Origin of the sequence: Microbacterium sp. MF43 (genome assembly GCF_012847295.1) — a bacterium.
GTDB lineage: Bacteria > Actinomycetota > Actinomycetes > Actinomycetales > Microbacteriaceae > Microbacterium.
The window spans coordinates 196,967-210,740 of the sequence record NZ_JABBDY010000003.1; the positions used below are offsets into that span (position 1 = coordinate 196,967).

A 13,774-nucleotide genomic window follows, 5' to 3' on the forward strand; every position below is an offset into this window, starting at 1 on the left:
CGTCAGATGCGCTGGAGCGCGAGCGACTTCCGGGGGATGACGTACACGAGAACGGTGAGCACCATGAGCCCCACATAGGCGGCGACGAAGCCGTAGAAGGCCGCGGTGTAGCCGCCGGTGGCGAGCTGCGAGGCGTTGAGCACCTGCGGCACGAGGAATCCGCCGTAGGCGCCGATGGCCGAGATGAGCCCGAGCGCGGCGGCAGCCTTCCGCTGGATCCTGATGCCGCCGGGCGTGCCCGGGAGGGCTCCCGTCGCCAGCCCTCGCGCGGCGAAGATGCTCGGGATCATCCGGTATGTCGAGCCGTTTCCCATCCCCGTGGCGGCGAACAGGACGAGGAAGCAGGCGAGGAAGACCCAGAAGTTCTGCAGCGGAAGTGTCCAGATGAGGGACAGCGCCCCCAGAGCCATGATCGAGAAGGCGCCGACCGTGACGCGCGCGCCGCCGAAGCGGTCGGCGAGCCGGCCGCCGTACGGCCGCGCCAGCGATCCGACCAGCGCGCCGAGGAACGCCAGTGACACGGCCGCCTGACCCACCTGGAAGGTCGAGAAGCTCGGGAACTGATCGGCGATGAGCTTGGGGAAGACGCTCGCGAAGCCGATGAACGAGCCGAACGTGCCGATGTAGAGCAGCGCCATCAGCCACAGATGCGGCTCGCGGAGCGCCGCCGCCGATCCGGCGAAGTCGGCCTTGGCCGAGGAGAGGTTGTCCATGTAGCGCCACGCACCCCAGATGGCGACGAGGATCAGCGGGATCCACATCCAGCCCGCCAGTGCGATGTTGAGGGTCGCGCCTGCCCCGATCGTCACCGCGATCGGCACGGCGAACTGCGCAACCGAGGTGCCGAGGTTGCCGCCGGCGGCGTTGAGGCCGAGCGCCCAGCCCTTCTCCTTCTGCGGGAAGAAGTAGGTGATGTTGGCCATCGAGCTGGCGAAGTTGCCCCCGCCGACGCCGCCGAGTGCGGCGACGAGCAGCAGGACGCCGAACGGCGTCTCGGGGTTCGACACGACGATCCCCAGCAGCACGGCCGGGATCAGCAGCAGCGCAGCTGAGACGATCGTCCAGTTGCGGCCGCCGAAGATCGCGACCATGAAGGTGTAGGGGAAGCGGAGCGTTGCGCCGACCAGGCTCGGCAGCGAGATGAGCCAGAACAGCTGCGAGCTGGAGAGCTCGAAGCCGGCCGCGGGCAGCATCACGACGACGATGCTCCACAGCTGCCAGATGATGAAGCCGAGGAACTCGGCGAAGATCGACCAGCCGAGGTTGCGCCGGGCGATGGAGCGGCCCTGGCTCTGCCAGAACGCCGTGTTCTCGGGATTCCAGCCGTCGATCCAGCGGCCGGAGCGATGGGTGAGTTCGACCGCGGATGCGGCCTCGGGCGGAGCTGCGACATCCGTCGTGGACGGAGTGACGGTCGTGGTCATGACGCCTCCTCAGGTGAAGTGTGCCTTCACCGTATGAAGGGGGTGTTTCCGCCCTGCGACCCCGGCGGTTACTTCTCGGTCAAGGTTCGGTCACCGGGCCTCCCGAGGCCGGTGAGGCCCCCGTCACACGTCGGAAACATGGGCGGATGCCTAGACTCGAACCCATGCGCGTCGACATCGTCACGATCTTCCCGGCGTTCTTCGACGTGCTCGACGTCTCGCTCATCGGCAAGGCCCGCGACCGGGGCATCCTCGACATGCACGTGCACGATCTGCGCGACTGGGCGCACGACCGCCACCGCACCGTCGATGACACCCCGTACGGCGGGGGAGCCGGCATGGTCATGAAACCCGAGCCGTGGGGCGAGGCTCTCGACGCGATCCTCACCGACGACGCCGTGCTGCTCGTTCCGTCGCCGGCGGGGGAGCTGTTCACTCAGGCGTTCGCGAGGGAGCTCGCGCAGGAGAGGCATCTCGTGTTCGCCTGCGGACGATACGAGGGGATCGACCAGCGCGTCGTCGACCATTACGCCGAGCGCGGACGCGTGCGGCTCGTGAGCCTGGGCGACTATGTGCTCAACGGCGGGGAGGTCGCCGCAATGGCGGTCGTGGAGGCGGTGTCGCGGCTGGTCCCCGGCGTGGTCGGCAACCCCGAGAGCCTGGTCGAGGAGTCGCATGAGGACGGCCTGCTCGAGTACCCGAGCTACACCAAGCCCGCCGTGTGGCGCGGCCACGAGGTGCCGCCGATCCTGCTCAGTGGCAATCACGGCGCGATCGCGGCGTGGCGGCGCGAGCAGAGCCTCGAGCGGACCCGGGCGCACCGACCCGATCTGCTCACCTGAGCGATCAGGCGGATGCCTCGGCAGGATCGAGCACGTTGAGCCGGTAGCCCCGCTTGACCACGGTCTTGATGAGATCGGGCACGCCGATGGCCTCTCGCACGCGGGCGACCGCCATCTCCACCGCGTGGGTGTTCTCGCCGGAGCGGGGGAGGGCGCCCTGCAGGCGCTGGCGTGAGACGACTCCTCCGCGCGCGGCGAAGAGGGCGGCGAGGATGTCTGTCCCGGTCCGGGACAGCGGCACGTGCACGCCGTCCAGCACGGCTCCCGTGCTCCGAAGTTCGAGGCGCCCGGCGGTCGTCGGCAGCGACGCCGCGTGGCCGCCGCCGAAGTGGGTGACGACGGCGCGGACGAGCGATCCCAGGCGACCTCGCTCGGCGATCTGTGGAGCGATGCCCGCGGCGACCAGAGGACCGGCCGTGATCGGCCCGACGGCGGCGAGGAGGACTCGTCCTGCTTCGGCCAGCCCGACGATGTCGTCGAGCACTCCCTCCCGCGCGGCGGCGGCCAGCCATTCCGCCGCGCCGGGTGCCGACGTGAAGAGCACCGCGTCCACGTCGCCCATCGCGGTCGCGGTGACCGAGCGGCAGACGGCCACGGCGTCCGGCGGCGGTCCCCAGCGGTAGACGGTGAGGCTCACCACGTCGGCGCCGGCGGCGTGGAAGAGCTCGTCCAGTCCGTCCGCCCCTGAGCCGTGGTGCTGCACGGCGACGCGGCGGCCGCGCACGCCCTCCGCGAGCAGGTAGTCGCCGAGTTCGGCGGATGTCTCGGACTCGGCGACCCAGTCGGCGGTGAAGCCGGCCTGCTGGATCGCGCCACGCGCCTTGGGTCCTCGCGCCACGATCTGGGCCCCCGCGATGGCGCTCTGGAGATCATCCAGGAGACCCGCCTCGTCGGCCGCCTCCATCCAGCCGCGGAATCCGACGCCCGTCGTCGCGACCACGATGTCCGGCGGACTCTCGATCAGCTCGCGCGTGCGTGCGATGAGGGCCTCGTCGTCGATGTGCGGCACGATCGTCAGCGCGGGTGCGTGGCGCACGGCAGCCCCGTGACGCTCCAGCGCGGCGGCGAGCTCGAGCGAGCGCCGGTCGACGGCGATCACGACGGTGCACCCGTCGAGGGCGGCGGAGAGGGCGGGGCGAGGCGCGGTGTTCACGGTGTCCGGCTGTCGATCCCGGAGCGTGCCGAGAGCAGGTCGGGAACGAGCATGCCGGCGCGGGCGACATCGCCCACGACGATGACCGCGGGGTTGCGCACGCCGATGCGCCCCGCATCTATGACGATCGCCGCGAGCGTGCTGCGGGTCGTGCGCTGGTCGGCGTGGTGACCGCGCTCGACGATTGCGACGGGCCGCTCCGGGGGCACCCCGGCGCGGAGAGCATCGGCGACGAGACGGGGAAGCGCGCCAACGCCCATGAGGATCACCGTCGTGACGCTCTCCTCCGCGAGCGCCGCCAGGGTCGCGGGTGTGATCTCGGACTGCCCGTTCACGATGTGCACCGCCGACGCGACGCCGCGATGGGTCACCGGGATCCCCGCGGCCGCGGGCACGGCGACGGCGCTGGTGATGCCCGGAACGACGGCGACGGGGATGCCGGCCGCCACGCACGCGACGACCTCCTCGCCGCCCCTGCCGAAGACGAAGGGGTCGCCCCCCTTGAGCCTCACCACGCGCTTGCCGGCGCGCGCACGGTCGACGAGGATCGCGTTGATCTCGTCTTGCGGAACGGGATGGTGCCCGGGGAGCTTGCCGACGTCGATGACCTCGGCTCCCGGCTGCAGGTGAGGACGGACATCGGTGGGGCCGAGCCGGTCCATCACCACGACGTCGGCTTGCGCGAGCAGGCGCCACGCCCGCACCGTCATCAGGTCGATCGGTCCTGGGCCGCCGCCCACGAGGTCGACGCGCCCGGTCATGATTCCGACTCCCAGCGCACGAGCACCTCGCCGTCACGCACGGCGACCGGCCACACGCCGAGGGCCGCGGGCTGCTTGCCCTGCGTGTCGAGGCAGATGCCGGTGCGCAGATCGAAGACCTGCTTGTACATCGGCGAGGCGACCGTCGGGGCATCCTGCCGGGTTCCGACGATGCCGCGGGAGATCACGTTCGCCCGGCTGTACGGGTCGAAGTTCGACACCGCGTGCACGCGCCCGGGCCTGCCGTCGTCGCCGCGCAGCAGGAAGAGCGCGATCTGCGTGCCCCCGAGGAGGGCGGCGCGTCCGCGTTCCACCTCCAGGTCTTCGAGTGCGCAGACGCGGACCCAGCCTTCGGGTGCGTCGGTTGCCGCGGTCTGCGGATCGACGAGTGTCATCGGCGCACCTCCAGGATCGTTCCGGCGATGAGGACGCCGCCGCTCTCGCGCTCGGTGTCGGTGGCGGGCCGTGCCTGTCCCCGCTCGGCGGTGTAGGCCAGCGACGGATCGGGCGTCGTCGGGGCGTTCACGAACGAGGCGAAACGGCGCAGCTTCTCGGGGTCTTCCAGCGTGGCTTTCCACTCGTCCTCGTACGAGCCGATGTGCGAGGCCATCGCGGCGTCGAGGTCGGCGCCGATGCCGAGGGTGTCGTCGAAGATCACCGCGCGGAGGCCCTCGATCCCGCCCTCGAGGTCTTCGAACCAGGGAGCCGTTCGCTGCAGGCGGTCCGCCGTGAAGATGTAGTACATCAGGAAGCGGTCGATCGCCGTCAGGAGTTCGGCGTCGCTGAGGCCTTCGGCCAGCAGCACGGCGTGCCGCGGCGTGAACCCGCCGTTGCCGCCGACGTACATGTTCCAGCCCGCTTCGGTCGCGATCACGCCCACGTCCTTGCCTCTGGCCTCGGCGCACTCGCGCGCACAGCCCGAGACGCCGAGCTTCAGCTTGTGCGGCGAGCGCAGGCCGCGATACCGCAGCTCGAGCCGCACCGCCATGCCGACCGAGTCCTGCACGCCGTACCGGCACCACGTGGATCCGACGCACGACTTCACGGTGCGCAGGGACTTGCCGTAGGCGTGTCCCGACTCGAAGCCGGCATCGACCAGGCGCCGCCAGATGTCGGGCAGCTGCTCGAGCCGCGCTCCGAACATGTCGATGCGCTGCCCGCCGGTGATCTTGGTGTAGAGCCCGAAATCCCGGGCCACCTCGCCGATGGTCACGAGCCCCTCGGGGGTGATCTCTCCGCCGGGGATCCGCGGCACGACGGAGTAGCTGCCGTCCTTCTGCAGGTTGGCCATGACGTGGTCGTTGGTGTCCTGCAGAGTCGCGTTCTCGCCTGCAAGCACGTGACCGCCGACGAGGGTCGAGAGGATGCTGGCGAGCGCGGGCTTGCAGATGTCGCAGCCGCGGCCGGTGCCGAAGCGCTCGATCACCGCGCTGAACGTCGTGAGCCCCGACACGCGCACGGCGTCGAAGAGCTGACGGCGCGACATGTCGAAGTGCTCGCACAGCGCGTTGCTGAGCGAGGCGCCCGACCTGGCGAGCTCCGTGCCGACGATCTTCTTCACCATCATCACGCAGGAGCCGCACGCAGCGCCGGCCTTCGTGCACGACGTGACGGCGGCGACATCGGTGCAGCCCTCCTCGTGCACCGCGTGACGGATCGTGCCCGCCGTGACGCTGTTGCAGGAGCACACGAGTGCCTCGTCGGGAAGATCCCCCGTCGGCGGGGCCACGCCGCCCTCCGGCATCAGGTAGGCAGCCGGGTCCCCGCCCAGCGCGCCTCCCACCAGTGGGCGCAGCGATCCGTACGCCGACGCGTCGCCCACGAGGATGCCGCCCAGAAGGGTCTTCGCGTCGTCCGACAGCACGAGCTTCTTGTAGACGCCCGCCACGGGGTCGGCGTAGACGACATCGAGGGCGCCCGGCGTCTCGGCGAAGGCGTCCCCGAAGCTGGCGACATCGACACCCGACAGCTTGAGCTTGGTCGACAGGTCGTAGCCGGGAAAGGATGCCTCTCCTCCGAGGAGCCGCGTTGCGGCGACCTCCGCCATCGCGTATCCCGGGGCGACGAGGCCCACGCAGAGACCGTCGAAGTTCGCGACCTCGCCGATCGCGAGGATGCGGGGATCGGAGGTCTCGCAGCGCTCGTCGATGAGCACGCCACCGCGCTCGTGGACGGCGAGGTCGGCGCCGCGGGCGAGTTCGTCGCGCGGACGGACGCCCACCGTGAAGACCACCACGTCGGTGCGCTCGTATCCGCCGTCCCGGAACTCGAGCCCGGTCACCCGGCCGCTGCGGTCCGGATCGAGCCGGGTGGTGACCGTGCCGGTCTTCACCGCGATCCCGCGCGATTCGATGAGCCGGCGCAGGGCGTCGCCGGCCGGAAGGTCGAGCTGGGCCGACATCAGGCGGTCGGACGATTGCACGACGGTGCACGTGACATCCAGTCCCTGCAGGGCGCCCGCGGCCTCGAGGCCCAGGAGCCCGCCGCCGACGACCGTGCCCGTGAGGGGCCGGCCGAGCTCGCGGGAGCGCTCCTCGACGAAAGCCCGGAGCCGCTCCACGTCGTCGAGGGTTCGATAGACGAAGCATCCGTCCAGCCCGAAGCCGTCCACCGCCAGCCGGGCCGCGTACGAGCCCGTGGCGAGCACGAGGCGGTCGTAGGCGACGCTCAGTCCGCTGCGGGTGGTGACGCGCCGTGCGGAGCGGTCGATGCGCGCGACGGCGTCGCCGCTCACGAAGCGCACGCGGGGGTCCTCGAGCACGCTGCGGTCGAGCGTGAGGTCGTCCGGCGTCGATCCGGCGAAGTACCCTGTCAGACCGACCCGGTCGTACGGGTGGCGAGGCTCTTCGCCGATCACCGTCAGCCGCCAGTCATCGCCCGCACGGCTGAGCAGGCTCTCGGCGAAGCGGTGGGCGACCATTCCCGCGCCCACGACCACGACATGCGTGGCGGGTGGGGCGGTGGAGCTCATGGCGTCACGGTACGCCGGGGATGTTGCGGGGGAGTCAGCGTCATGTTTCGGGCTCTTGACGGGCGCCGGCCGGCCCGGTGCGGGAGTGCGGGGCGATTCCTCGGTCATATCGTCTCCTGCTCGGCGGAACATCTCTCGGTGGCGGCCACGTTAGGAGCGCGGTGTTTCACCGCCCGGCGAAGAACCGTTACCTGCGACGAACGTTTCCCTCACAGCGCGCGGCGAGCGGAAGTGAGATTCCCGCGGTTCCGCCGCCTACCTCACGAGGTCTGCGATGGCCAGCCCCGGCGCACGGTTCGTCTCCGCCGCTATCGTGAAGTCCTCGATGAGGTGGAGGTCTCATGCAGCTCTGGCCCGGTTCCCCGTATCCGCTGGGCGCGACGTTCGACGGCAGCGGCACGAACTTCGCGCTCTTCAGCGACGGCGCAGAGCGCGTCGAGCTGTGTCTGTTCGACGACGACGGCGCCGAGACTCGCGTGACGCTCGTCGACGTCGACGCGTTCGTGCACCACGGCTACCTGCCGGCGGTCCAGCCCGGCCAGCGCTACGGCTTCCGGGTGCACGGCGAGCACGACCCGGCCTCAGGCAAGCGCTTCAATGCGAACAAGCTCGTCCTCGATCCGTACGCGAAGGCCGTCGAGGGTCAGGTGCAATGGGGACAGCCGGTCTTCGGCTACGACTTCGGGGATCCGGATTCACGCAACGACGAGGACTCCGCCGCCCACCAGATGATGGGCGTGGTGGTGAACCCCTACTTCGACTGGAGCGGTGACCGCCAGCCGAAGACGCCGTACTCGGAGAGCTTCATCTACGAGGCCCACGTCCGGGGGCTCACGCAGCTGCACCCGGCGGTGCCCGAGGAGATCCGAGGCACGTACAGCGCGATCGCCCATCCCGCGATCATCGAGCACCTGCAGAAGCTCGGCGTGACCGCCATCGAGCTCATGCCCGTCCACCAGTTCGTGAACGACTCCGTGCTGGAGGAGAAGGGCCTCTCCAACTACTGGGGATACAACACGATCGCCTTCTTCGCGCCCCAGAACACCTATGCCTCGAGCGGCCAGCGAGGGCAACAGGTTCAGGAGTTCAAGGGCATGGTCAAGGCGCTCCACGCGGCGGGGATCGAGGTCATTCTCGACGTGGTCTACAACCACACCGCCGAGGGCAACCACCTCGGCCCGACGCTCTCGATGCGCGGCATCGACAACGAGGCGTATTACCGGCTCGAGGAGGACGACAAGCGCTACTACACCGATTACACGGGGACGGGGAACAGCCTCAACGTCGGCAACCCCCACACCCTGCAGCTCATCATGGACTCGCTGCGCTACTGGGTGCTCGACATGCACGTCGACGGCTTCCGGTTCGACCTCGCATCGACCCTGGCCCGCGAGTTCTACGAGGTCGACAAGCTGGCGACCTTCTTCGAGCTCGTGCAACAGGACCCGGTCGTGTCGCAGGTCAAGCTCATCGCCGAGCCGTGGGACGTCGGGCCTGGCGGGTACCAGGTCGGGAACTTCCCGCCCCAGTGGACGGAGTGGAACGGGAAGTACCGCGACACCGTCCGCGACTTCTGGCGCGGAGAGCCCGCCACGCTCGGCGAGTTCGCCTCACGGCTCACCGGTTCGGCCGACCTCTACGAGCACTCCGGACGACGGCCCGTGGCATCCATCAACTTCGTGACCGCCCACGACGGCTTCACGCTGCGCGATCTCGTGTCGTACAACGACAAGCACAATGAGGCCAACGGCGAGGACGGCCGGGACGGGGCGGACGACAACCGGTCCTGGAACGGCGGCGTCGAGGGGCCGACGGACGACCCGGAGATCCTCGCGCTCCGCGCCCGTCAGCAGCGCAACTTCATCGCCACGCTCATGCTGTCGCAAGGCGTCCCCATGCTGCTTCACGGCGATGAGCTCGGACGGACCCAGGGCGGCAACAACAACGGATACGCGCAGGACAACGAGATCACCTGGGTGGACTGGTCGGCGCCGGACCAGCCGCTCGTCGAGTTCACTGCGGCTCTCGCGCGCCTGCGCCGCGAGCATCCCACCTTCCGGCGCCGCCGCTTCTTCAACGGTCGCCCGGTCCGTCGCGAAGAGGGCGCTCCGATCCCCGATATCGTGTGGGCGCGGCCCGACGGCACCCAGATGCAGCCCGAGGACTGGGACTCCGGCTTCGGTCGCGCTGTCGCCGTCTTCCTGAACGGCGACGGGATCCGCGAGCGCGATCGGCGAGGCGAGGCCATCTCCGACCACCACTTCATCGTGCTCTTCAACGCGGGAGAGGACGTCGTGGAGTTCCGGATCCCCGAGGACGAGTTCAGCCCGAAGTGGGACGTGATCGTCGATACCGCCGGCGAGCATGCGAACACCGAGCCGGTGGAGCCGGGTTCGTCGCTCGCCGTGCTCGGACGCTCGCTCATGGTGCTGCGGGAGCATGAGCTGCCCGAGCCCGAGATCGGCCACACGGTCGCCGCGTCGCTGGCCGTGACGGCCGTCGCCGGCGCCGACGAGGTTCCCGGTGCCGCGCCGCGTGCGGAGCAGAGCCGCTGAGGTGAGCGCCATGCCCGCCCGACCCTTCTCGACGTATCGCCTGCAGATCCGTCCGTCCTTCACGCTGGACGACGCCGCCGCGCTCGCCGGCTACCTCGTCGAGCTCGGGGTGGACTGGGTGTACCTCTCGCCGATCCTCACGGCGTCGGAGGGCTCCGACCACGGCTACGACGTCGTCGATCCGACGGCGGTGGACCCGCAGCGCGGGGGACGGGCGGGACTCGAGCGGGCGAGCCGCGCGTTCCACGCTGCGGGACTCGGCGTGCTCGTCGACATCGTGCCGAACCACGTCGGTGTCGCGCGTCCGTTCGAGAACCCGTGGTGGTGGGACGTCCTGCAGCATGGCCGGGAGTCCGTGCACGCCGGCGCGTTCGACATCGACTGGGAGTTCGGCGACGGCCGCGTGCGCCTGCCCGTGCTGGGCGAGGAGGTGACGGATGCCGCGGCATCCGGCTCCCTGCGCATCGAGGGCGACGAGCTTCGCTACTACGACCATCGCTTCCCGCTGGCGCCGGGAACTGAGAACAGGGGCGACGTCCTCGCCGTCCACGCGCGGCAGTACTATGAGCTCATGCCGTGGCGACGCGAGGCCACGGATCTCAACTACCGGCGATTCTTCGGGGTATCCAGCCTGGCCGCGCTCCGCGTCGAGGATCCCGACGTGTTCGCGCGCACTCACGCCGAGATCGGAAGCTGGTTCGCGGACGGGCTCGTCGACGGGCTGCGCGTCGATCATCCGGACGGCCTCCGCGCGCCGGTGGAGTACCTGGACCGCCTGAGCGCCGTCACCGGCGGCGCCTACGTGCTCGTGGAGAAGATCCTCGAGCACGGCGAGACTCTCCCGCAGTTCTTCGCCGCCGACGGCACGACCGGGTACGACGCCCTCGCCGAGATCGACCGGGTGCTCGTCGACCCAGCGGGGGAGAAGGCGCTGGACGACCTCGATGCGCGCCTGCGCGAAGAGAGCGGACTGCCCGCCGCCGTGCCGTGGAACGAGCTCATCGCCACGACGAAGCGCGCCGTCGCCGACGGCATCCTTCGATCGGAGGTGCGAAGGCTCGCCCGCGATCTCGGTGCCGGCGACGCTCCCGATGTCGAAGACGCTCTCGCCGAGCTGCTCGCGCGGTTCCCGGTCTACCGCTCGTACCTTCCCGCCGGTGCCGACCACCTTCTCGCCGCCGCGCGAGCGGCGCGGGAGCACCGACCCGAACTCGTCGGAACGATCGGCCGGATTCTCCCGCCGCTCGCCCAGCCGGGGCATCCGGCAAGCCTGCGCTTCCAGCAGACGAGCGGCATGATTATGGCCAAAGGGGTCGAGGACACCGCGTTCTACCGGGCCACGCGGCTCGGCACGCTCACCGAGGTCGGGGCGGACCCGTCGGAGTTCGCCCTCACCGTCGCTGAGTTCCACGCCTCTCAGGCGCGGCGTCATGCGGCCTGGCCGCACACGATGACGACGCTGTCCACGCATGACACCAAGCGCGGCGAGGACGTGCGCGCGCGCCTCTCCGTGCTCGCCGAGATCCCCGATCGATGGGGTGAGGTCGTGACCGGGTTCCGGGATGCCGCCACCACCGGCCATGGACCGTTCGACGCGCTGCTGTGGCAGGCGATCGTCGGATCGTGGCCGGCCTCTCGCGAACGCCTGCACGCCTACGCCGAGAAAGCCGCGCGCGAGGCGGGCGAGGTCACGTCCTGGCTGGACCCCGACGCGCAGTTCGAAGCGCGCATGCACGATCTCGTCGACGCCGCATTCGACGATGCCGACCTGGCTGCCCGGATCGAGTCGTTCGTCTCGGAGATCGAGGGCGCGGGCTGGGCCAATGCGCTCTCGGCGAAGCTCCTCCAGCTCGCCGGCCCGGGCGTGCCCGATGTCTATCAGGGCAGCGAACTGTGGGAGCAGAGCCTCGTCGATCCCGACAACCGCCGCACGGTCGACTTCGACGAGCGCCGCGGCCTGCTCCAGGCGATCGCCGACGGCGATCAGCCTCCGATCGACCGCTCGGGCGCGGCCAAGCTGCTCGTCACGTCGCGGACGCTCCGCATGCGCCGAGAGCGTCCCGACCTGTTCACCCGATACACGCCTGCCACGGTGGTCGGGCCCGCCGCGACGCATGCCATCGCGGTGGATCGCGGAGGCGCGCTCGTGGTGGCGACGAGACTTCCCGTCGCGCTCGCGCGGCGCGGCGCGGCCACCGGGCACCCGTGGGAGGACACCGTGCTGCTGCGGCACTCCGGTCCGACCCGGGACGTGTTCACCGGGCGCTCGTTCACCGGCGGAGCGCTGCCGCTCGCCGAGGTGCTCGACGTGTACCCGGTCGCACTCCTCGTCGCGGAGGAGTCATGAAGCCGGTTGTCTGGGCTCCTCGCGCGAAGCGGGTCGCCCTGCGCGCGCCGGAGCTCGGCGCCGACGTCGACATGCGGTCCGGCGACGGGGGCTGGTGGCACGCCGAGGTCGAGCTGGAAGACGGCGACGAGTACGGCTTCGTCCTCGACGGCGGCGACGTCCGCCCCGACCCGCGCTCCCGCCGCCAGCCTCGTGGGGTGCACGATCTCAGCGCGGTGGTCGATCTCGGGACGCACGAGTGGAAGGACACCGCCTGGCACGGACGCCAGCTCGCCGGCGGCGTGGTCTACGAGCTCCACATCGGCACCTTCACACCGGAGGGGACGCTGGATGCCGCGGCGGCCCGTCTCGGCCATCTCGTCGACCTCGGCATCGACTTCGTCGAGCTCCTCCCCGTCAACGCGTTCAACGGGGTGCACAACTGGGGCTACGACGGTGTGCTGTGGTACGCGGTGCACGAGGCGTACGGCGGCCCCGCCGCCTACCAGCGGTTCGTCGACGCCTGCCACGCGGCCGGGCTGGGAGTGATCCAGGACGTCGTCTACAACCACCTCGGGCCGAGCGGGAACTACCTGCCCGAGTTCGGCCCCTACCTGCGCGAGGCGGAGTCCACCACGTGGGGGTCGTCGGTGGACCTCGACCAGCCCGAGGTGCGGCGCTACATCGTCGAGAACGCACTGATGTGGCTGCGAGACTTCCATGTCGACGGGCTCCGGCTCGATGCGGTGCACGCCCTCAGGGACCGGTCTTCGAACCACATCCTGCAAGAGCTCGCCGAGGCCGTCGACGCCCTCAGCGCGCACCTCGCCCGGCCGCTGACCCTCATCGCCGAGAGCGACCTCAACGACGCCCGCCTCATCACTGCGCGCGAGGCGGGCGGGTACGGCCTCGGTGCGCAGTGGAGCGACGACTATCACCACGCGCTCCATGTGGCCCTGACCGGTGAGACGAGCGGCTACTACGCCGACTTCGCCCCGCTGGCGGCCCTCGTCAAGGCGTCGACGCGCGGGTTCTTCCACGACGGCACGTTCTCGTCCTTCCGGGGGCGCGAGCACGGTCACCGGATCGATCAGCGCGTCCCGATGTGGCGCCTGATCACGTTCTCACAGGACCACGATCAGATCGGCAACCGCGCGGCGGGGGACCGTCTCTCCCAGACCCTCGACGAGGGCGGTCTCGCGATCGCCGCGGTGCTCACGGTGCTGACGCCATACACGCCGATGCTGTTCATGGGGGAGGAGTGGGGTGCCTCCACGCCGTGGCAGTTCTTCACTTCGCATCCCGAGCCGGAGCTCGGCGAGGCGACGGCGCGAGGGCGGAAGGCGGAGTTCGCGCGGATGGGCTGGGACGAGTCCGTCGTGCCCGACCCACAGGATCCGGAGACGTTCCACCGGTCGAAGCTGACGTGGCGGGAACGGGATGCCGCCCCCCACGCGCGCCTGCTCGCCATGTACCGCGAGCTCATCGCGCTCCGCCGGAGGATTCCGGGACTCACCGACCCCGACTTCCGCCATCTGAGCGCGACGGCCGACGAGGATGCCCGGTGGTTCCGACTGGTGCGTCCGGGGGTCGAAGTCCTCGTGAACTTCTCGACGGAAGCGGTGCGGCTGCCGGTCCCCGGTGCCGCGCTCGCCTGGGCGACGGACTCTCGCGCCGAGGCCTCCGACGGGTGGCTGATGCTTCCGCCGCGGTCCGGGGCGGTCGCGGTGACGGGCGACTGA

The 13,774-nt window shown here is 70.4% G+C and carries 9 protein-coding genes; 4 read left to right on the forward strand and 5 right to left on the reverse strand.

Going from position 1 to position 13,774, the window contains the following annotated elements; all coding sequences use genetic code 11:
• Window positions 1-2 precede the first annotated feature (2 nt).
• Window positions 3-1,424, reverse strand: coding sequence for an MFS transporter (locus HF323_RS09335; RefSeq protein WP_169582322.1), 1,422 nt, complete (start codon window positions 1,422-1,424; stop codon window positions 3-5).
• A 164-nt stretch (window positions 1,425-1,588) separates the two neighbouring features.
• Between HF323_RS09335 and trmD the strand changes: the two genes are divergently transcribed.
• Entirely contained in the window at window positions 1,589-2,266 is a 678-nt protein-coding gene (gene trmD / locus HF323_RS09340) for a tRNA (guanosine(37)-N1)-methyltransferase TrmD (protein WP_169582323.1), read from the forward strand.
• Window positions 2,267-2,270: 4 nt separating this feature from the next.
• Here trmD and HF323_RS09345 read toward each other — a convergent pair whose 3' ends face one another.
• The 4 genes from HF323_RS09345 to nirB are packed head-to-tail and all read right to left on the reverse strand — an operon-like array spanning window position 2,271 to window position 7,151.
• Window positions 2,271-3,419: a uroporphyrinogen-III synthase gene (locus HF323_RS09345; protein WP_169582324.1), complete on the reverse strand. Its 1,149-nt coding sequence runs from the start codon at window positions 3,417-3,419 to the stop codon at window positions 2,271-2,273.
• Window positions 3,416-4,180 carry a uroporphyrinogen-III C-methyltransferase gene (gene cobA / locus HF323_RS09350; protein WP_169582325.1) on the reverse strand — a complete coding sequence of 255 codons (765 nt, stop codon included), beginning with the start codon at window positions 4,178-4,180 and terminating at the stop codon, window positions 3,416-3,418. Before cobA ends, HF323_RS09345 begins: the two co-directional genes overlap by 4 nt.
• Window positions 4,177-4,575, reverse strand: a complete 399-nt coding sequence (gene nirD, locus HF323_RS09355; RefSeq protein ID WP_169582326.1) for a nitrite reductase small subunit NirD — start codon at window positions 4,573-4,575, stop codon at window positions 4,177-4,179. The genes cobA and nirD overlap by 4 nt, the downstream gene beginning before the upstream one ends.
• Complete coding sequence (gene nirB / locus HF323_RS09360; protein ID WP_169582327.1) at window positions 4,572-7,151, reverse strand: nitrite reductase large subunit NirB; 2,580 nt, start codon at window positions 7,149-7,151, stop codon at window positions 4,572-4,574. Before nirB ends, nirD begins: the two co-directional genes overlap by 4 nt.
• Window positions 7,152-7,492: 341 nt before the next feature.
• Between nirB and glgX the strand changes: the two genes are divergently transcribed.
• Genes glgX through treZ form a run of 3 tightly spaced genes read left to right on the forward strand, consistent with a single transcriptional unit; the run spans window position 7,493 to window position 13,774 of the window.
• Window positions 7,493-9,706 (forward strand): glycogen debranching protein GlgX, encoded by a 2,214-nt coding sequence (glgX, locus tag HF323_RS09365; RefSeq protein WP_169582328.1) that lies wholly within the window; start codon window positions 7,493-7,495, stop codon window positions 9,704-9,706.
• 10 nt (window positions 9,707-9,716) lie between these two features.
• Window positions 9,717-12,053: a malto-oligosyltrehalose synthase gene (treY, locus tag HF323_RS09370; RefSeq protein WP_169582329.1), complete on the forward strand. Its 2,337-nt coding sequence runs from the start codon at window positions 9,717-9,719 to the stop codon at window positions 12,051-12,053.
• A complete protein-coding gene (gene treZ, locus HF323_RS09375) occupies window positions 12,050-13,774 on the forward strand; it encodes a malto-oligosyltrehalose trehalohydrolase (protein WP_169582330.1) in 1,725 nt (574 codons plus the stop codon). The genes treY and treZ overlap by 4 nt, the downstream gene beginning before the upstream one ends.